This window comes from Gluconobacter sp. R75690 (assembly GCF_015244525.1).
Classification (GTDB): domain Bacteria; phylum Pseudomonadota; class Alphaproteobacteria; order Acetobacterales; family Acetobacteraceae; genus Gluconobacter; species Gluconobacter potus.
This window is the reverse complement of record NZ_JABCQB010000004.1, coordinates 214,903-236,747: the sequence shown is the minus strand read 5'-3', so window position 1 is coordinate 236,747 and position 21,845 is coordinate 214,903. Positions and strand designations below refer to the sequence as shown.

21 protein-coding genes and 1 tRNA gene are annotated in these 21,845 nt (G+C 61.2%); 16 read left to right on the top strand and 6 right to left on the bottom strand.

The features are described 5' to 3' along the window. Positions 1 to 37: 37 nt before the first annotated feature. The 4 genes from def to HKD27_RS06700 are packed head-to-tail and all read left to right on the top strand — an operon-like array spanning position 38 to position 3,099. Complete coding sequence (def, locus tag HKD27_RS06715; protein ID WP_194688972.1) at positions 38 to 550, top strand: peptide deformylase; 513 nt, start codon at positions 38 to 40, stop codon at positions 548 to 550. Between the two features lie 11 nt (positions 551 to 561). Next, the gene (locus HKD27_RS06710; protein ID WP_228518380.1) at positions 562 to 1,035 is read left to right on the top strand and encodes a MarR family transcriptional regulator; all 474 of its coding nucleotides are present in this window, start codon (positions 562 to 564) and stop codon (positions 1,033 to 1,035) included. Beyond that, the gene (locus tag HKD27_RS06705) at positions 1,032 to 1,730 is read left to right on the top strand and encodes a response regulator (RefSeq protein ID WP_062449639.1); all 699 of its coding nucleotides are present in this window, start codon (positions 1,032 to 1,034) and stop codon (positions 1,728 to 1,730) included. Before HKD27_RS06710 ends, HKD27_RS06705 begins: the two co-directional genes overlap by 4 nt. After that, positions 1,708 to 3,099: an ATP-binding protein gene (locus HKD27_RS06700; protein WP_194688970.1), complete on the top strand. Its 1,392-nt coding sequence runs from the start codon at positions 1,708 to 1,710 to the stop codon at positions 3,097 to 3,099. Before HKD27_RS06705 ends, HKD27_RS06700 begins: the two co-directional genes overlap by 23 nt. Before the next feature lie 6 nt (positions 3,100 to 3,105). On the opposite strand, the gene HKD27_RS06695 is transcribed toward HKD27_RS06700, so the two are convergent. Further along, a complete protein-coding gene (locus tag HKD27_RS06695; protein WP_041110521.1) occupies positions 3,106 to 3,678 on the bottom strand; it encodes an outer membrane protein assembly factor BamE in 573 nt (190 codons plus the stop codon). A 107-nt stretch (positions 3,679 to 3,785) separates the two neighbouring features. Here HKD27_RS06695 and HKD27_RS06690 point away from each other — a divergent pair, with 107 nt between their 5' ends. The 7 genes from HKD27_RS06690 to HKD27_RS06660 all read left to right on the top strand — a co-directional run bounded on the left by HKD27_RS06690 (position 3,786) and on the right by HKD27_RS06660 (position 8,290). Next, the gene (locus tag HKD27_RS06690; protein WP_041110520.1) at positions 3,786 to 4,367 is read left to right on the top strand and encodes a DUF177 domain-containing protein; all 582 of its coding nucleotides are present in this window, start codon (positions 3,786 to 3,788) and stop codon (positions 4,365 to 4,367) included. 153 nt (positions 4,368 to 4,520) lie between these two features. Continuing rightward, a complete protein-coding gene (gene rpmF / locus HKD27_RS06685; protein WP_011251715.1) occupies positions 4,521 to 4,733 on the top strand; it encodes a 50S ribosomal protein L32 in 213 nt (70 codons plus the stop codon). 70 nt (positions 4,734 to 4,803) lie between these two features. After that, positions 4,804 to 5,913 (top strand): phosphate acyltransferase PlsX, encoded by a 1,110-nt coding sequence (gene plsX, locus HKD27_RS06680; protein ID WP_194688969.1) that lies wholly within the window; start codon positions 4,804 to 4,806, stop codon positions 5,911 to 5,913. 5 nt (positions 5,914 to 5,918) lie between these two features. Beyond that, on the top strand, positions 5,919 to 6,893 hold the full coding sequence (locus tag HKD27_RS06675; protein ID WP_194688968.1) for a beta-ketoacyl-ACP synthase III: 975 nt from the start codon (positions 5,919 to 5,921) through the stop codon (positions 6,891 to 6,893). Between the two features lie 74 nt (positions 6,894 to 6,967). Further along, positions 6,968 to 7,294: an integration host factor subunit alpha gene (locus HKD27_RS06670; RefSeq protein WP_062494694.1), complete on the top strand. Its 327-nt coding sequence runs from the start codon at positions 6,968 to 6,970 to the stop codon at positions 7,292 to 7,294. Further along, on the top strand, positions 7,284 to 8,153 hold the full coding sequence (locus tag HKD27_RS06665; protein WP_231748105.1) for a MerR family transcriptional regulator: 870 nt from the start codon (positions 7,284 to 7,286) through the stop codon (positions 8,151 to 8,153). Before HKD27_RS06670 ends, HKD27_RS06665 begins: the two co-directional genes overlap by 11 nt. Before the next feature lie 60 nt (positions 8,154 to 8,213). After that, positions 8,214 to 8,290 (top strand) — tRNA-Pro (locus HKD27_RS06660). A 22-nt stretch (positions 8,291 to 8,312) separates the two neighbouring features. Here HKD27_RS06660 and HKD27_RS06655 read toward each other — a convergent pair. From HKD27_RS06655 to HKD27_RS06645, 3 genes are all read right to left on the bottom strand, one after another. Next, positions 8,313 to 9,437: an AI-2E family transporter gene (locus HKD27_RS06655; protein WP_194688966.1), complete on the bottom strand. Its 1,125-nt coding sequence runs from the start codon at positions 9,435 to 9,437 to the stop codon at positions 8,313 to 8,315. A 122-nt stretch (positions 9,438 to 9,559) separates the two neighbouring features. Beyond that, positions 9,560 to 10,006, bottom strand: a complete 447-nt coding sequence (locus HKD27_RS06650; RefSeq protein WP_194688965.1) for a DUF3574 domain-containing protein — start codon at positions 10,004 to 10,006, stop codon at positions 9,560 to 9,562. Then, positions 10,003 to 10,845 (bottom strand): NUDIX domain-containing protein, encoded by an 843-nt coding sequence (locus HKD27_RS06645; RefSeq protein WP_370544246.1) that lies wholly within the window; start codon positions 10,843 to 10,845, stop codon positions 10,003 to 10,005. Before HKD27_RS06645 ends, HKD27_RS06650 begins: the two co-directional genes overlap by 4 nt. Positions 10,846 to 10,910: 65 nt before the next feature. Here HKD27_RS06645 and HKD27_RS06640 point away from each other — a divergent pair, with 65 nt between their 5' ends. The 4 genes from HKD27_RS06640 to HKD27_RS06625 all read left to right on the top strand — a co-directional run bounded on the left by HKD27_RS06640 (position 10,911) and on the right by HKD27_RS06625 (position 15,853). Next, positions 10,911 to 12,749, top strand: a complete 1,839-nt coding sequence (locus HKD27_RS06640; protein WP_194688964.1) for an ABC transporter ATP-binding protein/permease — start codon at positions 10,911 to 10,913, stop codon at positions 12,747 to 12,749. Positions 12,750 to 12,820: 71 nt separating this feature from the next. Further along, positions 12,821 to 13,123 (top strand): 50S ribosomal protein L28, encoded by a 303-nt coding sequence (gene rpmB / locus HKD27_RS06635; RefSeq protein WP_041110511.1) that lies wholly within the window; start codon positions 12,821 to 12,823, stop codon positions 13,121 to 13,123. Between the two features lie 170 nt (positions 13,124 to 13,293). Then, positions 13,294 to 15,396 (top strand): elongation factor G, encoded by a 2,103-nt coding sequence (gene fusA / locus HKD27_RS06630; RefSeq protein WP_194264558.1) that lies wholly within the window; start codon positions 13,294 to 13,296, stop codon positions 15,394 to 15,396. 82 nt (positions 15,397 to 15,478) lie between these two features. After that, a complete protein-coding gene (locus tag HKD27_RS06625; RefSeq protein ID WP_194688963.1) occupies positions 15,479 to 15,853 on the top strand; it encodes a glyoxalase in 375 nt (124 codons plus the stop codon). Positions 15,854 to 15,911: 58 nt separating this feature from the next. Here HKD27_RS06625 and HKD27_RS06620 read toward each other — a convergent pair whose 3' ends face one another. Together HKD27_RS06620 and HKD27_RS06615 are read right to left on the bottom strand one after the other, a co-directional pair. Beyond that, positions 15,912 to 17,495, bottom strand: a complete 1,584-nt coding sequence (locus HKD27_RS06620; RefSeq protein WP_062498156.1) for a S10 family peptidase — start codon at positions 17,493 to 17,495, stop codon at positions 15,912 to 15,914. 89 nt (positions 17,496 to 17,584) lie between these two features. Then, the gene (locus HKD27_RS06615) at positions 17,585 to 20,362 is read right to left on the bottom strand and encodes a phosphoenolpyruvate carboxylase (protein ID WP_194264561.1); all 2,778 of its coding nucleotides are present in this window, start codon (positions 20,360 to 20,362) and stop codon (positions 17,585 to 17,587) included. Between HKD27_RS06615 and HKD27_RS06610 the strand changes: the two genes are divergently transcribed. Next, positions 20,324 to 21,781 (top strand): DUF445 domain-containing protein, encoded by a 1,458-nt coding sequence (locus HKD27_RS06610; RefSeq protein ID WP_228122147.1) that lies wholly within the window; start codon positions 20,324 to 20,326, stop codon positions 21,779 to 21,781. The genes HKD27_RS06615 and HKD27_RS06610 overlap by 39 nt on opposite strands. Positions 21,782 to 21,845: the final 64 nt, after the last annotated feature.

The window sequence follows — 21,845 nt, the reverse complement described above, 5'->3', positions numbered from 1 at the left end:
CCCGGATGCCACTCCCGTTTGAAGGACAGACGTTTTCATGGCCCTGCTCAAGATTGCCCGCATGGGCAACCCCGTCCTGCATCAGGTAGCACAGGCCGTTTCCGACCCGAAAGCCCCGGAAATCCAGTCGCTCATCGCAGATATGCTGGAAACGATGGCCGATGCCCGGGGGGCCGGACTGGCTGCGCCGCAGGTTCATCAGCCCCTGCGGATTTTCGTCTATCACGTTCCCACGAACCGCGTGGCGAATCCCGAAGAGGCATTGCTGCCCCGCGTTCTCATCAACCCCGAAATCACGCCTGTCGGTGATGAGATGATGATCTGCAGCGAAGGCTGCCTGTCGATTCCGGGTCTGCGGGCCGATGTGCCGCGCCATGCGAAGGTCCGGTATTCAGGCCTGGATGAGAATGGTGCGGTGCTCGAAGGCGAGGCGACCGGTTTTCATGCCAATGTCCTGCAACATGAGAACGATCATCTGAACGGCATTCTCTATCCGCAGCGCATTACCGATTTCGAGCGATTCGGATATGTGGAAGAAATTCTCCGGTGAGTTCCCGTCTCATGGACGTTCCGTCCTCTGCCACGGCGCATCTTTATCTGCGCGAAGACCGTATCCGTCAGTCCTACGAAGCCATGATGCTGGCCTGGCGGACCCTGAATGCCGATTGCGAGGCGCTTTTGCGTGAAAAGGGGCTGGGGCCTGCGCATCATCGCATCCTGTTTCTGACCGCCGCCCATCCGGGGATCACGCCTGGTGTTCTGCTGAACAGTTTGGGCATTACCAAGCAGTCTCTGGGGCGTGCTCTGGGAGATCTGCGGGAGCGCAAACTGCTTATTCAGGAAGAAGACCGTCATGACCGCCGCAGGCGGCCGCTGCGGCTGACGGCGAGTGGAGAGGCGCTGGAGCGCGAACTCTTTCTCATGATCCGCGAAGTCATGACCCGGGCATATCGCGAAGCCGGCATGACGGCTGTCGAGGGATTCCGGCGGGTTCTGGCGCCCCTTCAGGCTCCGTCGGAAAGTCGCGCACGATGAGCGATGAACATATCCTGGTGGTCGATGACGATCCGCGTCTGCTGCGGCTGCTTCAGCGTTATCTGTCGGAAAACGGCTATCGTGTCAGTACGGCGCTTGATGCGCAGACGGCACGGGACGTCCTGCAGCGCATTCAGCCGGATGCTCTTGTCCTCGATGTGACGATGCCGGGTGAGGATGGCCTGTCCCTGACGAACAGTCTGCGCAGGGACGGTCTGTCGCTGCCGATCCTGCTTTTGACGGCGCGTGGTGAGCCGGCGGACCGGATTGGTGGGCTGGAAGCGGGCGCGGATGACTATCTGGGCAAGCCTTTCGAGCCGCGGGAGCTTCTGCTCCGTCTGCGGGCGCATCTGCGCAGGATGGTGCCGTCTTTGCCAGCTGTGGATGAGGTGCCGGATGTCCTGCGTCTGGGGGAGCTGGAATTTGACGTCAAACGTGGCCTGCTCAGCGGGCCGCAAGGAGCGGTCCATCTGACGGGTGGTGAGTCCGCTCTTCTTGGGGTGCTGACCCGTCAGCCCGGGACGGTGCTCTCCCGTGAAGCCATCGCCCGTGCTCTTGAAATGGATGAAATCGGCGAGCGGGCCGTTGATGTGCAGGTTACGCGCCTGCGTCGCCGGATCGAGGCCGATCCCAAGGAGCCGCGTTTCCTTCATACCGTCCGGGGAAAGGGCTATGTTCTCAAGCCGGGACGCTGAGTCTGTGGGGGAGCGGGACGATGCCTGGCAGAAGCTGGACCGCCCGCTGAGGCGTATCCTGCCGCGTTCCCTGATGGGGCGATCCATGCTGATCGTCCTCATTCCGCTGCTGGTCACGCAGGCCATTGCGCTGGGCCTGTTTTATGGCACCTACCTGAATGTGGTCTCCCGGCGCCTGTCGGACGGTGTCACGGGTGAGGTCTCGCTCGTCATTGCCATGATCGAGCACACCTCTTCAGAGGTCGAGCGGACGCTCGTTCTTCAGGACGCGTCGTCCCGGACCCAGCTCGGATTTTCATTCCAGCCCGGCGAAACGCTTTCCCGGTATGGCACCAATCATGTTCTCGGCCCGATGGATGACGATTTCGCGCGTTCCATCCGGCAGAATCTTAGCCGCCCCTATGATGTGGACTGGTCGGAGTCTCCGCAGACCGTCCGGGCATCCATCCAGCTTCCGCAGGGTGTGATGGTCGTCATGGTGCCGGTGAAGCGTCTGAATATCGGGCCGATCTGGCTGTTCGTCGTCTGGGCTGTCAGCAGTTCGATCGTACTGTTTCTGATCGCCGGTCTGTTCATGCGCAATCAGGTGCGGGCCATTCGCAGGCTGGGTCATGCGGCTGAACTGTTTGGTATGGGGCGGGACCAGGGACCGATCCGTCCGCAGGGCGCGCGGGAAGTCCGTCAGGCTGCCATTGCCTTCAACCGCATGCAGGCGCGCGTCAATCGTTTCGTGGCGCAGAGGACGGCGGTTCTCGCCGGGGTGTCGCACGATCTGCGCACGCCTCTGACCCGGCTGCGTCTGACCGTCGCCATGATCCCGACCTTTGGTCCGATCCGCGCCGAGACCCTGAAGCCGGATCTTGCGGATATGGTTGCGGATATTGAGGATATGGAGCGTCTGATCGGCAGCTATCTGTCATTTGCCCGGGGGGAAGGCGCGGAAGAGCCCGTTCTGACCGAGTTGAGAGGCATGCTGGATGATGTCGCAGCAGCCACGGTGAGGGCCGGGGGGCAGGTTCTGGGCGTGGAAGGACGTGAGGGCGTGGAAGCTACGGTGCGCCCCGATGCCCTGCGGCGTGTGCTGACAAATCTTGCGGAAAATGCCCGCCGTCACGGGGGGGCGATGCGCTTTTCCCTGCGTGAGGGAGAGCGGAACGTTGAAATCACGGTTGAGGACAACGGTCCGGGTCTGTCGGCCAGTCGCCGGGCAGCAATTTCGGAACTTAATGGCACGACGGCCAGTCAGGATGGGAATAGCGGGCTGGGGCTGACGATCGTGCGGGACATCATTCATGCCCATGGCGGATCGATCCGTCTGGTGGAGAGCCCGCTGGGAGGTCTGGGCGTGGTGCTCAGCCTCCCGAAATAGTCAGGCTCAGGGCAGCGTATTGCCAGCGCCGCCATTGCCGGTGCCCTGACCGCCCATCGGGCCGGTGCTGCCACCGAACTGGCTGCTCATGCCGCTCATCGGGTTGTAGCGGCCGACATTGCCCAGCAGCTCCTGCAGGATAGATGAGCTGGTGCCTGGGGTCGGTGTCTTTGCCCCCACCATGCCCACATACATCGCGTTCTTCTTGTTCAGCGTGTCCATCTTGCGCAGGACGCCGCCGTTATCGAAGTTCAGGACCACGACCTGCTGCTTCTTCACGCTCGGGAAGGTCAGCGGCGTCGGGGACGTGATCATGGACACGTAGATCCATGTGTTGTCGTCGAAGGTCGCGTGGGCGGTCGGCGAGCCCAGCAGATCCAGAACATCCGTGCGTGTGCTCGTTCCGGGAACGAGCTGCGCGTAGTCGGTCTTTTCGATCAGGGAGCCGCGCGGCTCGGGAATCGGGGAAAAGAACGAGCATCCGCCGAGCAGCAGCGGGACACATGCCACTCCGGCCTGTGCGAAACGGCGAAGGAGGCGTGTTCTGCTTTGGGGCGTCGGGGAAGATGCGTTATTCATGGATCCGGAAACTATCCTGTGCAAGAGAACCGCTCAAATGAGCGCGTGCCCGAACGGCGCCTGCATGTCAACGATTTCCCCCATATTCCGGGGGCTGGAGTGCCTGAATGTCCCATTCACCCGAATTTTCCCGACGCATCCCCTTCAATCGGCTGGGATCGGGACTGGACGAGACGATCGAGGCCTCGGCCGCCGAGCGCAAGGCTCTCGCCGCCCGGCTCGGAATCCCCGAGATCGAAACCCTGGTCTGCCGCTTTCGCCTGACACCTTCGGAGAACCGGAGCGTTCTGGCGGAAGGGCATCTTTCGGCGAAGGTTACGCAGATCTGCGTCATTACCTCCGAGCCTTTCGAGGACGTGCTGGCCGAGACCTTCTTCCTGAAGTTCATCCCTGCAGCCGACATGCCGGAAGACGAATTCGACATCGATTCCATCGATCTGGATGGACCGGACGAGGTTCCGCATGATGGCAAGGCCGTCGATATCGGTGAGGCGGCGGCCGAGCAACTGGCCCTGATGCTGGACCCGTATCCGCGCAAACCCGGCGCCGGTCTGGAAAATGCAGTTGACGTGGCGCCTGCAGAAGGGGAAGAAGGGGCACATCTGTCTGGCGAGGGGCCGGATGGTCCGCGCCGTCCCAATCCGTTTTCGGCGCTTTCCGTGCTGAAAAACGGGGACAGGAAAGAATAAAATCCCACGTCTGACTTGCGGGTTGCCCCGGGCTCTGCTAGAGCCGCCCGCCTGAACTCGACGTAATTACGAGACGACGAACAACAGGGCACCGGATGCCGCGGGGAGCGGAGCAGGGGTGCCGACACTGAAGCAGAAAGAGGCATAAAAGCCATGGCCGTCCCTAAAAGAAAGACTACGCCGTCCCGTCGTGGCATGCGTCGCAGCCACCAAGCCCTGGGTGTCGAGGCTCATGCAGAGTGCTCGAACTGCGGCGAGATGAAGCGTCCGCATCACGTTTGCAGCCACTGTGGCCATTATGATGGCCGTGAAGTGGTCGCTGCTGGCAACAGCGGCAAGGGCCTGAAGACCGCCGTCCGCGCCTGATCCCTATCTGCGGATACGTACTCCTCGGGGTGCGGTCCGCATCTGTGATGCTGTCCGGGAAACTGTCTCAATGACCAAAGCGCCTGTCACGCCCGAACGTGACATCGCGGCCTCCGGGCCTTACGCCCTCGCCGTCGATGCAATGGGTGGTGACAGGGCCCCGGATATCGTCCTCGCCGGACTCGATCTGGCCGCCGACCGGCACCCGAAGGCCCGTATTCTCCTGATTGGAGACGAGGCCCTTCTCAGGCCGGCTCTGGCAAAATATCCCAAAGCTGCCCGTCTGTGTGATATCCGCCATGCTGCGGCAAGTATCTCCATGGATATGAAACCGACTGCGGCGCTCCGCGTGCGGGGCTCATCCATGCGCATGGCCATGGAAGCCGTCGCCGCCGGGGAAGCCTGTGGTGTCGTGTCGGCTGGTAATAGCGGCGCCATGCTTGCGCTGGCCAAGATCATCGTCAAAGCCCTGCCAGGCATTTCCCGTCCGGCCATGATCGCTGTCGAGCCTTCCGCGCGCGGTGATATCGTGATGCTGGATCTCGGGGCGAACATCGCCTGCGATGCCCGCAACCTGGTTGAGTTTGCGGTCATGGGAGAGGCTTTCGCCCAGGCTGCGCTCGGTCTTCCGTCTCCTACGATCGGTCTTCTTAATGTCGGCTCAGAAGAGCTGAAGGGGGATGACCGTCTGCGACAGGCTTCCGAGCGCCTCCGGGCCAGCCCTCTGGCGCCCCAGTTCCATGGCTTTGTCGAAGGGCATGACATCACGGCCGGGACGACCGATGTGGTCGTGACGGATGGCTTTACCGGCAATATCGCCCTGAAGACCGGTGAGGGCGCGCTCAAGCTCGCTTTCAGTCTCCTGCGGCGCGTCTTCGAGACCAATCTTCTGACCCGTCTGGGGTATCTACTGGTCAAGCCGGGTCTGGAGCGGATGCGGGAATGGATCGATCCGCGTCGCTATAACGGCGCCCTGTTTGTCGGCCTGAACGGTATTGTTGTGAAGTCGCACGGCGGTGCGGACGGCGAGAGCTTTGCCGCAGCCATTGATGTTGCCATGGATGCCGTCACGCACCACCTGAACGACAAGATACGCGCCCGCCTGGAGCAGCTGGGAATGGGGGCTCCCGAGCCTGTCGCTTCTGCCGCTGCCAAGGCCGCCCCTGAACCTGTGAGCTGAAAAACATGTCCGATCCCATTCGTGTCCGCCTGACGGGTGTCGGGGGCTATCTGCCGCGTGACGTCGTAACCAACGACGATCTTGCCCGGAAATTCGGTATCGAGACTTCGGACGAATGGATCAAAACCCGGACCGGCATCGCCCAGAGGCATATCGCCTCCGGTGACGAGACGACGTCCAGCATGGCGGCCGAGGCTGCGCGTCAGGCGCTGGAATATGCCGGCGTGGATGCGTCACAGGTCGATGCCGTTCTGGTCGCCACGGCGACGCCGGATCAGGTCTTTCCGGCCGTGGCTGTGCAGGTGCAGGCGCGTCTTGGCATGACTGCCGGGTTTGGCTTTGACATCAGTGCGGCCTGCTCGGGTTTTGTCTATGCCCTCGCGACGGCAACGGCCCTGATGCAGTCCGGACAAGCCAAAAAGGTCCTGGTGATCGGCAGCGAAGTTTTCTCGCGTCTGCTGGACTGGACCGACCGGTCCACCTGCGTCCTGTTTGGCGATGGTGCGGGGGCGGTTCTTCTGGAAACCGGTGCGGGGGAAGGCGAGGGCGTTCTGTCCACGCATCTGCATTCGGACGGCCGGACCGGCGATATCCTGTATGTGGATGGTGCGGCGGGCTGCCCGTCCACATCGCAGCATCTGCGGATGCAGGGGCGTGAGGTTTTCCGTCATGCCGTCGTCAAGCTTTCGCAGGCTGTCGATGAGGCCCTCGAGGCCAACGGTCTGACCGGGCAGGATATCCAGTGGATGGTCCCCCATCAGGCGAATCTGCGCATTATTGACGGGATGGCCAAGAAGCTGGCGCTTCCGGCGGAGCGGGTAGTCGTGACCGTGGATCGTCATGCCAATACCTCTGCGGCGTCGATTCCGCTTGCTCTGAACGAAGCCGTGCGGGATGGACGGGTCAGGAAGGGCGATCTGGTGCTGATGGAAGCGCTGGGCGGTGGTCTGACCTGGGGATCCGCCCTCATCCGGATGTAAGCCTGTGCCCTGACAACGGGCAGGTTAATGATTGATTCCTTTGACTGTTCTGAACGTCATGATACGCAAGTGACATGAGCACAGTCACGCGCGCGAATCTTGTCGAGCATCTTTATAGTCGTGTCGGTCTTTCCCGGCATGACTCCTCCATGATTCTTGAAAGCCTGCTGGGTGTGATCTCAGACCGCCTTGAAGCAGGCGAATCCGTGAAACTGAGCGGATTCGGAACATTCTCTGTCCGCCAGAAGGGCGAGCGTATCGGCCGCAATCCCAAGACGGGTGTGGAAGTTCCCATCCTGCCGCGGGCCGTGCTGGTGTTCAGACCTTCCCAACTGCTGAGGGACCGCATGAACGGTTCCGAGAATGGTGCAGCGGCTGAGGCTTCCACCCATGACAGATAATTCCACATCCCAGGCCGTCATGGTTTCGCCAAACGATGATCTTGCTTCCGCTCCGGAAAAGGTCAGGAAGGCGCCCGAGGCGTACCGCACCATCAGTGAAGTCGCTGAAGAGCTGCATATTCCCCAGCACCGTCTGCGGTCCTGGGAAACCATTTATCCGGGCGTAAAGCCTTTCCGTGGGGAAAGTGGCCGCCGCTATTACAGCCCCGAGCATATCGAGACGCTACGGCTGATTTCGGATCTGCTTTATGTGCAGGGCTACAAGGGGCAGGGGGTTCTGCGGGTTCTGAGAGAGCGTCGTGCCGAGAAGGCGCGTGCGGTCGCCCAGAAGGCTGTTCCGGAGGCTATGCCTGAAACGGTGCAGGAGGTTTCGGCAGCATCTGCGGAAGCGGTTTATGTTACGGTTGAGGCGACTGAAGAAAGTCCTGCGCCTGTTGTGGACGCAACGCCGGTGGCCGAACCTGTCGAGAATGAAGATACTCCGGTGACGCCGACAGAAGCCAGCGTTGACGACATTGTTTTTCCGGAAATTCCTGCTGCCGCCCATGAGGTCGTCGTGACGGAAACGGTTGACAGCACGGCGGAAAATGAGAGCCCCGAAGCCGAAGCCGAAGCCGAAGCCGAAGCCGAAGCCGAAGCCGAAGCCGAAGCCGAAGCCGAAGCCGAAGCCGAAGCCGAAGCCGAAGCCGAAGCCGAAGCCGAAGCGCCCGATTCTGCTCTGCTCGTGACCCTACGTGACGAAAACGAACTTCTTTTCAATACGCTGGAAAAGACCGAAGCTGAAAACAGCCTGCTGCGTTCGGAACTGCGGGAAATTCTCGAAGAGCTTCGCAATTTGCGAAATCTTCTGCCCGTCTAGTCACAATGCCCCATTGCGGTGACGGCGGGACACTGCTAAACCACCGCCACCGCAGGACGACGGGCAGTAGCGCAGCCTGGTAGCGCACCAGTCTGGGGGACTGGGGGTCGTGGGTTCGAATCCCGCCTGCCCGACCAGTCCTGCGGTAATTTCCCTTTCTTAAGATTTCTTGTCTTCTGCATAGACGCCCTTGCGCGGATTGACTTCCGTCCAGAGTGTCCACAGCAGATGCAGCGCGGCCATGATGGCCGGCCCAAGGAACAAGCCCAGTAGACCCCAGGTCTCGGCGCCTCCCAGAATTCCCAGCAGAACCCACAGGAACGGCATTTTCGTGCTGCCGCCAATCAGGGCGGGGCGGATGAAGTGGTCTGCGATGAAGATCACGACCGAACCGATGGCCGAGACGACGATCGCACCGATCATGCTGCTTTTTGCCAGCAGAAGCAGGGCCACCAGTCCGACCGTCGGCCAGGCCAGGAACGGGATCATTGCCGCCACGGCCGTCACCATCGCAAACAGCAGGGGCTGGGGCGCACCTGTTGCCATGTAGACGATGCCCATGATCGCCCCTTCGCCCAGACCCACCAGAACAAGCCCCGCCAGCGTGCCGTGCACGGACGAGATCATCTGCTTGGCCAGGCTCTCACCCTGTTCGCCGAACAGGCGCTGCGATCCGAGCAGGCATTTGCGGATCACGCTGTCTCCATCCTTGAGCAGGAAGAACAGCGTCAGGAGCGAGAAGGCGAACAGCGTGCCGCGGCGTGCAAGCTGCGATCCGACCTGTTTGGTCATCTGCATGCCATGTCCCACATCCACCGAATGAAGCAGATGGGACAGGCGCTGCGGGCTCGTCATGTGGTTCTGCCACCAGTTGGTGGCCTGTGCGGACAGGAACGGCAGGTGCGGGACCCATTCCGGCATCGGGATGCCGTTGTTCCGCACGTCATCAATCCATTCCAGCGCACTTCGCGCCTCATCCGCGACCTTCACACCGACCAGCGAGACGGGCACCAGGAAGATCAGTGCTACCGCCAGCGTGAATACCATCGGCAGCCAGTCGCTGCGTCCGAAGCGCAGTTCGGCCCTGCGGTAGAGGGGCCAGATCGAAATGGCGAACACGCAGCCCCACAGCAGCGCGGGCAGGAAGCCCTTGAGTGTGTAAAGGCCGATCGCCACGAAGAAGAGCGCCAGAAAGCCCCGGGCACGCCGCTGGATCGTTCCGGTCGAGGCAGAGGCCTCGACCGTGATGGTGTCGGGAGAAGGGGGCGGAGAAAAATCGGTCATGAGAATTCCGGAATGAAAATATGTCTGAACTGTCGTCCTGTGCAGAGAGACCTGCTCCGACGAGAGAAGTCCGGATGAAGAAAGATGCAGGAACCTGAGTAACACTGTTCCGCATCATGGAACTATTCCACGGGCACGTTTTCGAATGAAGAGCAGCCGGACTGGATGGCCAGTCCGACGGCCTGCTGACTGAAACGTTTCTGATACGCCTGACGAATGGCTTTCAGATAAGGCTGCAGGTTGCGATCCGAAGACAGAGCCACGATCCAGACGATTCGCGATGCTTCGCGGATGATCCGGTGGCCTGCTGCATCATACCACTGTCCCTGCGCGTCGATCACGGTGAAACCTGCGGGAAAGCGCGGCGTGATTTCGCTGTCCACGAAATTCTGCCAGTCATCGCCATCGATGATGCTGCCATCGGGGCGTGTCAGGCCAAACATCAGTCTGATCTGCAGACCGTCGCGGGTCTGGATTTCGCGGCACAGATTGGGTGTGACGCTGACGGGCACGATGCATCCGCCGAGCAGCGGAGCTGTCAGGGTCAGCAGAAGCAGCGTTTTCTTCACGCAGCCCCACCTGTCAGGGCGTTTCGGAGGATCGCGGCTTCAGCAGGGGCGAACAGGCCGCGGCGAATAAACAGGTCGATCAGGACAAGATTGACGTTGAACTTGAACGCATCGGTGTCCCGGACCAGCGCGACGACTTCCTGAATGGGCAGAAGGTGAAAGCTCTCCACTTCGCCATCTTCCGCTATGGGCGTGAAATCCTGCGGAAGGAGCAGGTCATAGCAGTGCAGCACGTCGCGTCGCAGCCCTTCGGGGCGCTCAAGTGCGTATTCGATCCGGCTGACGGCGCGGGCAGTTGCTGCCAGTTCCGTCGGGATGCCGGCTTCTTCCTGCGCTTCCTTGATGACTGTTGTCTGTGGATCGAGACCTGCGCTCATGCCGCCCGCGACCAGATGGTCCAGTTTTCCCGGATCAAGACGCTTGCTCATGCTGCGACGGGCTATCCAAAGGAAAAGTCCGTCCTCACGTTCGACCAGTCCGTTCAGATGCACGCCTTCGGCAGCCAGTCCCAGAACCGGTATGGCGCCGCGATCCACCTGGCCCAGAACGATGCCACTGTCATTACGGACATCGAAGGCTTCCTCATGGGAGGCGTAGAGCCCCATGTCACATAGCGTCTGGGAGAGCGGCAGAAGCTCCGTGCCGGTGTTCACGCCGAAACCCTGGTCCTTCTGAAGGCCCAGTGATTGAAGCGTCTGTGCGGTTGTGGGGCTGACCCAGCCGATCTGTTCTGATCCGCAGAAAAACGGAAGGCGGCCACCTGGCAGGACTGCGCTGTTGCAGGCTGCAATATGCCGAAGAAAGGGTTCGAGGGCAGGGGGGAAGGATTTGTCACACACAGAGCGATATGTCGCATGCAGACAGGCATTTGCAAAGCATCGCCTGCACTTCCCATAGTCTGCCGATGCTCAAGAAAACCGATTCGACATCTGAAGCGCTCTCCCTGCGGGTGCTGTGGCCCATGATCCGGCCCGAAAAACTCTGGCCCGACGCGACACGCATCGGTTTTGCACTCGTCATTCTTCTGGTGGAAAGCGGCACGGCCGTCGCCACGCCCTGGCTCTTCAGCCGCATGGTCAGCAGTCTGTCACGTCCCGAGACCCTGCTGGCCGTCCCGGTCTGGCTGATTGCCCAGTATGCGGTCATCCGGATTATTTCGGGGCTGGCGACCCCGCTGCGGGAGCTTCTGGTCAAGCCTGTCGAAACGGATCTTCAGCGTCGTGTGGCTGTTCTTGGCCTGCGCCATCTGCATGATCTGAGCGTGCGTTTCCATCTGGACCGGCAGACCGGCTCCCTGACGCGCACGCTTGACCGGGGGGCGGATGCGGTCGGGACGCTGCTGTCCTTGGCGCTGTTCAATGTATTGCCTAATGTCATCGAACTCCTCATGACGCTGACCGTCATTCTGAAGATCTTCGACTGGCGTTACGTCGGGCTGCTTCTGCTGGCGCTCGGGCTGTATTCTTCTGTCTCTTATGTTTTTACCCGTCTGAGAATGACGGCGAGACGGGCCCGTAACCGTGCGAGCAACGAGGCCCAGCACCAGCTGGTCGACAGCATTCTGAATTTCGAGACGGTCCGCAGTTTCGCCAACGAACCGCATGAAATTGCCCGTTACGACGCGGCTCGGAAGGATCTCCGGCGGGCTGAAATCAGCCTTCAGCGTTATGTCAGCCTCTCCCAGATCAGCCGCGGCATTCTGATCGCAGTCACAACGACGACCCTGCTGGCCATGGCGGCTCATGATATCGTGGCGCACCGGCTGGCGGTTGCGCAGTTCGTCCTGATCGGCAGCTATCTGAGTGGTCTCTATTCATCCGTGGGTGCCCTGAATTACGTCAGTGCAGGCTGGCGCAATGCGCGCGTTGATCTGGAGAACTATCTCGAACTGCTTGCCGTGCGCTCCGAGATCACCCATGCCGTCCAGCCGGTTCGTCTGCCGGGAAAGCTGTCGGAAGCGGGGGCGGCGTCCGTGGCGTTCCGGCATGTTTCCTTTGGCTACAGCCCTGCGCGGCAGATCCTGCACGATGTTTCCATCAATATTCCCGCAGGTACGTCTCTGGCCATTGTCGGGCATACCGGGTCAGGCAAATCCACCTTGGGACGTCTGCTGACCCGAGCCTATGATCCGACCGAAGGCTCGGTCTGCATCGACGGTCATGACCTGCGCGATATTGCGCCGACTGACATCCAGAACATCATCGGGACGGTTCCGCAGGATACGGTGCTCTTCAATTCCAGCATTGGCGAAAACATTGCCTATGGGGATCTGTCCGCGTCGCGTGAGGAGATCGAGAAGGCGGCCCGGAGTGCGCAGATCGATACCTTCATCCGTGAACTTCCCGATGGGTATGACACTGTTGTCGGTGAGCGTGGCCTCAAGCTTTCGGGCGGGGAGAAGCAGCGTGTGGCCATTGCGCGCGTCATCCTCAAGGACCCGCGCATCCTTCTGCTGGACGAGGCCACGAGCGCGCTCGATACCCGCACGGAAGTCGCCATCCAGAAGGAACTGGCAGTGCTCTCACAGGCGCGCACGACGGTCATTGTCGCGCATCGTCTTTCCACGGTTCAGGACGCCGATCGTATCGTGGTGCTTGACGCGGGGCGCGTGGTGGAGCAGGGAAGCCACACGGAACTGCTGTCCGCAGGTGGCCATTATGCCGCAATGTGGGCTGCACAGGCCGGTGAAAACGTCGCTGGACCGCTCCCGGGGGTTGACGAAGCCCCCAAGCATACGTCATAAGCCGCGCCTGATTTACGGAACACGCCGGACCTCGCTGTCCTGCGTCATCCAGCATCGAGGAAAGTACCACCATGTCTCGCCGTTGCCAGATCACGGGCAAGGGCGTGCTGACGGGCAACAACGTCAGCCACGCCAATAACAAGTCCCGCCGTCGTTTTCTCCCGAACCTGCAGGAGACCACGCTGATCTCCGATATTCTCGGTGCTTCGGTGCGCATGCGCCTGTCCACCAACGGTATCCGCACGGTCGAGCACAACGGTGGGCTGGATTCGTTCCTGCTGGGTACGCCGAACCGCAAGCTTCCGACGGAAGCCCAGGTCATCAAGCGCCGTATCCTGCGCGTTCAGGAACGCAAGGCTGCCCAGACCGCCTGAGAAATCTTTGCCGGACTTTGTTTGGTAACAAGATTGCTCTTGAAAACCATGGCGGTCTGCGTCATTCAGCCGCCACTGGGATAAATCAGGTTCGGTCCTTTCAATAGGACCGCAGCGGAGGTGTTTCGGTTCAGGCTGAAACACCTTTCATTGTATTTTGGAGGTTCTCCGTGTCCGAAAGCGTTCAGGAAGCCAAGTCGGCTCTCTCGAAGATTCGCAACATCGGTATTACCGCGCATATCGATGCCGGTAAGACCACGACGACCGAGCGTATCCTGTATTACACGGGTGTCTCTCACAAGATCGGTGAGGTCCACGAAGGCAACACCACCACCGACTACATGGCGCAGGAACGTGAGCGTGGCATCACGATCACCTCGGCAGCCGTGACGTGTGAGTGGCACGACCACCGCATCAACATCATCGACACCCCGGGCCATATTGACTTCAACATCGAAGTCAACCGTTCGCTCCGCGTGCTCGATGGCGCGATCTTCGTGATCGAAGGCGTGGCCGGCGTGCAGCCGCAGTCCGAAACGAACTGGCGCCTTGCTGACCGTTACAACGTTCCGCGCATCATCTTCATCAACAAGCTCGACCGTACCGGTGCGGACTTCTACTACGCCTTCAGCACGCTGAAGGAGAAGCTCGACATCGTTGCAGTGCCGCTGCAGCTCCCGATCGGCGCCGAAGAAAACTTCATCGGTGTGGTCGACCTGGTCGAGATGCGTGCCATCGTGTGGGAAGGCGGCGAACTCGGCGCCAAGTTCCACTACGAAGAGATCCCTGACGATCTGAAGGAAAAGGCTGCCGAAGCCCGCCAGACGCTGCTCGACACGGCTCTCGCCATGGACGACGCTGCCATGGAAGAGTACTTCGAGAAGGGTGACGTGGACGTCGCAACCCTGAAGAAGTGCATCAAGAAGGGTGCGATCTCCGGCGAATTCCGTCCCGTCATGTGCGGTACGGCCTTCAAGAACAAGGGTGTGCAGCCCCTGCTCGACGCCGTCATCGACTACCTGCCGGCTCCTGACGAAGTCGAAGGCATCCGCATCGCTCCGCCGGAAGGCGAAGAGGTCGACGAGGACTTCCTGCCGATCGTTCCGGTTGATCCGGACGGCAAGTTCGCTGGCCTTGCGTTCAAGATCATCTCCGACAAGTACGGCACGCTGACCTTCGTCCGCGTCTATCGTGGCGTCCTGAACTCCGGTGACACCATCCTGAACACGACGAAGGGTCACAAGGAACGCGTCGGCCGCATGTTCCAGATGCACGCCGACAAGCGCCAGGAAGTGAAGTCCGTCGGTGCCGGTGACATCGCCGCATTCGTGGGCCTCAAGGACACCGTCACGGGTGACACGCTTGCCGATGCTGCCGATCCGGTGGTTCTGGAGCGTATGCAGTTCCCGGTCCCGGTCATCGACATCTCCGTCGAGCCGAAGACCAAGGATGCCGTCGAGAAGATGACGCTGGCGCTGCAGAAGCTGACGGCCGAAGATCCGTCCCTGCACCTCAAGACCGATCAGGAAACGGGTCAGACCATCCTGTCCGGCATGGGCGAGCTTCACCTGGACATCATCGTTGACCGTCTGCGTCGTGAATACGGCGTTGATGCCAACATCGGTGCACCGCAGGTGGCTTATCGTGAGACGATCACGAAGCCGCATGTCGAGACCTACACCCACAAGAAGCAGTCTGGTGGCTCGGGTCAGTTCGCTGAAGTCAAGATCGAGTTCGCTCCGTCCGACAAGCCGGACGAGATCGTGTTCGAGAACAAGGTCGTCGGCGGTACGGTTCCGAAGGAATATATCCCGGCTGTCGAAAAGGGTATCCGCATGCAGAGCACCACGGGTGTTCTCGCCGGCTTCCCGACCGTGGACTTCAAGTTCACGCTGCTCGACGGTAAGTACCATGACGTTGACTCGTCGGCTCTGGCCTTCGAAATCGCTGCCAAGGCCTGCTTCCGTGAAGGCATGAAGAACGCCGGTCCGGTGATCCTCGAGCCGATCATGGACGTGGAAATCACCACGCCGAACGATCACGTCGGTGACGTCGTGGGCGATCTCAACCGCCGCCGTGGCATCATCCAGAACCAGGAAACCGCTGGTTCGACCGTCATGATCCGTGCACAGGTGCCGCTGAAGGAAATGTTCGGCTACATCTCGCACCTGCGTTCTGCAACGAAGGGTCGTGCATCCTTCACCATGCAGTTCCATCACTACGATCCGGTGCCGCGTAACGTGGCCGACGAAATCATCGCGAAGTCCGCCTGATTTCTTCACTCCGGTGACGCATCAGACCCCGCCAGAGCAATCTGGCGGGGTTTTTTGTGTTCCTCTTTCAAGGAAAGACCCGATGTCCCAGTCTGAACCCCGGAGATCCGTCATTGCCATTCTGCCGGTGAACGATCTCGCGCAGGCAGAGCAGTTTTTTGCGGTCCTCGGCTTCTCGTCCCGCAACGGAAGTTCAGCCGAATACAGGCTTCTGGAAACGGCGGAAGGCGAGGAACTCCATCTGACGCAGGCTGTTCCCGGCTGGGTTGAGGCCGGGCGCAATCCGTTCGGTCTTTATTTTCGTCGTCCGGATGTGGATGGGCTGGCGCAGGCCTTCACGGGGCGGGTGCTTGAGAAGGAAGGGCCGTCAGTCAGGTCCTGGGGGATGTACGAGTTCGCCGTCAACGGGCCTGACTGCGTCCTTGTACGGATCGGCTGGCCTGTCCGGAAGGGCTGAGCACAAAAAAGGCGGTGAAAGGTTGCCCCTTCGCCGCCTTTTCCGGTCCCGTCAGGGATCAGTGCAGATTGTCTGTCCGGCGGATGAAGGCTGCCACGTTGTCGTGAAGCTGCTGCAGGGTCGCCGGGTCCACATAGACCATGTGGCCGGACGTGTACTGCGCATATTCGATGTTCTTCTGCAGGCTGTTCGGCATCGGCAGATGCTTCATCTCGTACACGCCTTCAAAGTAAGGCGTTGCGAGATCGTAGTAGCCGGCGTTGAGCATGACATGCAGGTTCGGGTTGGTCTTCATCGCCATGGCCAGATCTGTCATGACGTTCGGCTCGCCCTTGGGCTGGTAGCCGCGGCCGGGCTGATGGTGATGGCTGTCCCAGTGGCCCTGGCTGTTATAGAGGCGATAATCCTCGTCCGTGCCGTATTTGAGCGTGTTGCGGACGTAGTCGTTGAAGACCGTGACATAGGCCGAGCTGATAGCGCTGGACTGCGGATCGTAATCCACTTCCTGGCTCATCGGGTCGATCGTCGGGCTTGAATAGCGGGTGTCCAGACGGCCCGTCGCCATCCCGGTCTTCGCCTGAAGCTGCTGGTCGAACTCGCCGCCATTGACGCGCAGATCCGCACGCAGGATGTAGTCGACCGGCAGGCCCGTATAGTCATGCAGCTTCGCCGCAATCGCCTGACGCTGGTCTTCCGGCAGATCCGCACCCTGACGCAGGGCCAGCGTGTAGTCGGTCATCGCGAAATGCTCGACCTCATGCAGGAAGGCCTTCAGGTCCGGATGCTCGGCCGGCAGGCAATGATGATACCAGGCCGTCGCGGCGTAGGTGGGCAGGGCCAGCACATACGGATCGTCAACGCCTGCGTTGAACTGCGGGCTGTCATCGCTGTTGTCATAATTTAGGATCTGCGACAGCAGGATCACGCCGTTGAAGTCGATGTTCTCGTCCTGCTCAAGGTCGTTGATGACCACGGCCGAGCGCATTGTGCCATAGCTTTCACCGAACAGGTATTTGGGCGAATTGTAGCGGTGATACTTGGCCAGGAACTTCGAGATGAAATGTGTGAAGGCTTCACCGTCACCATCGACGCCAAGGAATTCCTTGTCAGCGTCCTTGCCGGCAATCCGCGAGAAACCCGTGCCCGGCGCATCGATAAAGACGACGTCCGAGACGTCCAGCAGGGACTGCGGGTTGTTGATGAGTGCATAGGGGGCAGCCGGCAGGTGGGTGTCACCCGGCGTGTTCACGCGGCGCGGGCCGAAGGTACCCATGTGAACCCAGACGGAGGCCGAGCCTGGACCGCCGTTATAGAGGAAGGTGATCGGGCGCTTTTCGGCGGGGACACCTTCCTTGAAATAGGCGGTGTAGAACATGGAGGCGACGGGCGCGTTCTTGCTGTCGTCATCCTTGCCGCCATCGAGCTTGGTGCCACGCTTGGCCAGGATATCGCCGGAGTCATTGTAGTCGGCGCCATGAACCAGAATGGTGCCTGCAACTGCCCGATAGGGAATGGTCGCGCCATTGACCGTTACGGTTCCGTTCGTCACGCTGTCAGCATTGGGCGCCAGTGTGGCAGGACCTGCCGCCAGAGCAGGCACAGCCATCATGGCTGCACCCAGAAGAAGGGCCTTGCGAAGCATGCAGAGGAACTTTCCGTTGGAGGTTATGACGCGAGCTTTCTAACCGCAGGCGGCTGCACTGGACAAGAGTTGCGGCCGCGGATCATTCCTTAGCCGAAAGCCCGGTTGGCGTGCATGATGGCCACGCCGACCTCACGCAGCAGCGCAAAGCAGCGTGACAGCGGCGCGAAGATTTCCTCATGTTCACGCGCGAAACCGGCAGCTTCAGCGGCATCACCCGGTTCTCCGAAGTCGAGGTTGGCAACGCTGGGAGCCGTGACAGGGAACAGATCTTCCAGCAGATGCAGCGCGCGCGGCACATCCAGGCAGAGAATCAGGTTCGTGATCGCTTCGCGTGTCAGGTTGTTGCGCGGCCCGAAATAGGGGATGCGCGTTGAAAGCGCCCACAGCCGGTCGATCAGGGCGAAGCGGATTGCATGAAGCAGCTTCTCGCGGGCTTCCATGCGGGGCGCATCCGGCCAGGCTGCACGCAGTGCGATGTGGTCCGCCTGAATGCGCCGGAACATGGCAGGGCCACTGGCCCAGAAGCGCAGCAGTTCCAGACCGTGCGAAACGCACAGCAGGCTCTGACGCTCTTCGTCGTTCTGCGCCTTTGCTGCACGATCCAGCCAGGTCCCGGGATCAAGTTGATGGATCGTCGTCCGCAGCACGTCCAGATCCGAGTGGGCCAGGGCCTGACGGGCGAAATCCATGGCTTCGCGGAACCGCGAGGATTCCGTAGCGAACTGCTCGAACGTTTCGGGATGACGCTGCGCCGCATTGCCAAGGCCATGCAGCACATTCGCCCACCAGCCGAGTTGCTGGAGAATGGCGTTGTTGGGAATGGCGCGGAGCTGTCCCGGATGTGTGATGCGCGTCACCGTGGCTGCGTCCGACTGACGCGCGGAAGGTCGCGATCCCGTCTTGTCGATCAGGGCCGGACCGAAGGCGCTCAGCAGCGCTGCATAGCCCGGATCGTCGACCAGTGCGCCCATGTCGAGCGCGATGGTGGAGAAGAAATCCGACGCGAAGTCAGGGCGCGTATAAACCGGATCTTTCGTATCCAGCGGGATATCGGCCACATGTTCGGCCAGCGTTGCGATGGTGGAGGCCGCAAGCGCCTTCGTGCCGAATAGCGTGTAGCCGTCTCCGCCCTGGAATGCGGTTTCGACCCGGCAGCCGATCCCGGCCTCGCGCATGGCAAGGCGCGTGCGGGCAGGAGAGAAATAGTCCAGACGCTGGCGCAGGCTGAACGGATGCGCGCCTCGCCCAATGCTCTCGCCATGCGTGTCGAACAGCGTCAGGGCGACGTCTTCAAGTTCGTGCTCTGCCAGCAGGGAGAGGGTCCGCATCCGCAGGCGCTCAACCAGATTGGTCGCTGCGAGCTGCCCGACGTAACGACCCGAGTCGGAATATCCGAACTGAAGCGACAGGCGGCCGTTCGCCCGCAGGTAATCCCGCCAGTGGCTGGAGCGGAAGGCTTCTTCCAGAATGGTCTCGCCGTTCTCAAGCGCACTTTCCGTCTCGAAGAGCGGCGAGATCTCGATCTGATGGTCCTTGATCCCGAACAGCCGTGCCAGCCAGAGCGTTGCGAGCAGCGTATAGCCGCTTTCGGTCTCGGCAATGAGGAAGCGGATGGGGGATCCGGAATCGATGTGTTTGAGGATCTGCGCCATCGTCATCATCAGCCGCGCGGCTGATGCGGGTTCGACCAGCAGGGATCCGAAATCCACGGCGCGGGGCTGCAGGTCTGACAGTGCCTCGTCGATCTTGGCCAGCAGAACCCGCCGCCGCGATGGCAGGGCGGGATCATCGGTCAGACCAAGCCGGGTGCGGGCTACATTGTAGATCTGCGCTGCATTCAGCCGCGTATGGATCCGTGCGATGCCGAGTCCATGGTTCATGAACCCGGCACGGATGGTCCGCAGATGCAGTCTGGCTTCGTCATCCAGCCCGACCGCCGCATCCTGGAACAGTGGCAGAAGCTCGGTAGCGTCGAGGAGTGCCTTGTCCCGGAAGGCAATCAGTGTCTGGGCAAAATCCTTGATGATTTCCGGAGCCGCATCCTTGCCGGTCGGGCACGCAGCGTGCTGCGTCTTTACGGCCTCGATCGCCCGGCGCACGCGCATGGCCAGAGCACTGTCCTGCAGGCCCAGACGTTCCAGTCCGTCCGTCAGACGATGTAGCTGGGAAAATTTCAGTTCAAGCCGGATCCGCAGCGTATCCCACCAGCCGATGTCGTTGCGCCCATCGGTATCGAACCCGACCCAGCTTGCGAGAATGACGGGGGAGGGATCGACCTGACCGGCCTCGCCGGACCAGCGCCGGGACATTTCCTGCAGCAGCGCTTCCGTCAGATCGTCAAGCGCATCGCGTCCCCGAAGGATCGCAGCCAGAGCCAGAGCCTGTTCCTGTGCCAGTGTCGGTGGGCCCGGACGGCGATGCGTCTTCAGGCAGGGGATCGGCAGTTCCGGATTTTCCGCACGCCGCGTCAGGATTTCATAGACGCCATCCGCCAGGGCAAAGGTCGGGTGGGCGGTAAAAACGGCGGCAATCTGGGGCACCGTCAGGGATACGGCATCCGGAGCCTGATCGACAAGGCGCTTGGCTACGGCTTCAAGACGGGCCTGTGGATCCGCGGCATCGAGCCCGATATAGGACCGCAGATGCGCAGCCCGTTCCACGAAATGCTCGTCACGCAGGGCGCGGACGACGTTCTCGATCTCGTCCAGCTGGGTCTTGCTCTCACTCCTGTCGTCATCGGACAGGCCTTGTCCAATCGAGGCAATCAGGTCTGCGAGGCCATCGCGCTCGTGAAGAAGCCGTGACGTCATTGCGTCAATACGGTCATGAAGGGACGGATCGAGCCGGGAGGCGCAGTCAGACATCGGGAGCAGTCTCGCTTCTGCGGAGAAAAATGGGACGAAGACGGGGCGCAATACTTTTCATGCCCTGTCATCAAGCGCAACCTTGCTCTGGACGCGACAGCACGGCAGGATGATGCTATCGGTGCGCTCATGCACGCGGACACGACCCCTCCCGTTTCCCGGAAATCCAGCCCCACAGGTTTCTCGCCCAGGTTCATGGCCGGCGGCCTGCTCGTCGGCATGGGTGTTCTCGCTGCGGGAACGACACTTGCAGCCGCCCGTCATATCGGGGACGGCAGTCTCGCCTTCGGGCTGTTGCGTGCCGGATCGCGGGCAGGTGTCGTTGGTGGTCTTGCCGACTGGTTCGCCGTTACGGCCCTGTTCCGCCATCCGCTGGGTTTGCCCATTCCCCACACGGCCATTCTGCCGCGGCAGAAAGAACGTCTCGGCCAGGCGCTGGGACGCTTCATTTCCGGTCAGTTCTTCACTGAGGACGATGTCCGCCGCGCGCTGTCGAAAATCGACCTCTCCGGCCTGATTGCCGACATGCTGAACGACCCGGCGAACCGCCAGACGCTCGTCACCAGCATGCGCTCTGCCATTCCGCTGATGTTCGACCGGATGGAAGACGGGCGCGCCAAGACCGCCATTTCGCGCGCGCTTCCGGTTCTGCTGAATGGTGAGGAAATGGCTCCCCTTGTTTCGCGTGGCATGCGGGCGATGGTGGATAGCGAGATGCATCAGGAGGTCCTGTCCTTCCTGCTGGAACGCATCAAGACGACCGTGACCTCCCGTGAGTCCGATCTGCGTCATTTCGTGGAAGAGCGGGTCCGCGAGCAGGGAGGGCGGTTCCTGGGCTGGGCCATTGGCGGTTCCGTCGCCAGCCGCGTCCTCATGGCGCTGCATGCCGAGTTCGAGCGGGTCGATCCGATGGACTCGGAACTGCGGCACGGGTTTACCACCTGGGTCCGGGGCGAAATCGACCGCATCGAAAACGATCCTGCCCGCCGCAAGGACATGGCCGATACGATCACGTCTGTCCTGACGCATACCAGTCTCAAGGGATGGAGTTCGGAGCTGTGGGATCGCCTGCGCCGCATGGTCGAGGAAGACAGCGGGCGCGAGGACGGCTGGAGCGCCACCGTCATCGACGCGGCCATCGTTCAGCTCGCCAGTGCCCTGCGTTCCAATGAATCCCTGCGGTTGAAGGTTAATCAGGCGGTCGAGAGCACCGTCCAGCGGATCCTGCCCGGCCTGCGTGAAAAACTCTCGGGGTTCATTGCGGCCGTCATGGCAGGCTGGGACGGAGACGATCTGGCCGCCCGGCTGGAGTCGCGGGTGGGGCGCGATCTGGCCTATATCCGCATAAATGGCACCGTCGTCGGTTTTCTTGCCGGAGCGGCGCTCGACGGCGTTTCCCGACTGTTTTTTGGTGTGTAACATTCCATGTCCGGAGACGGGGGATACAGAAGTCTTGACCTTTGCCCGGGATTGGGTCATTTGG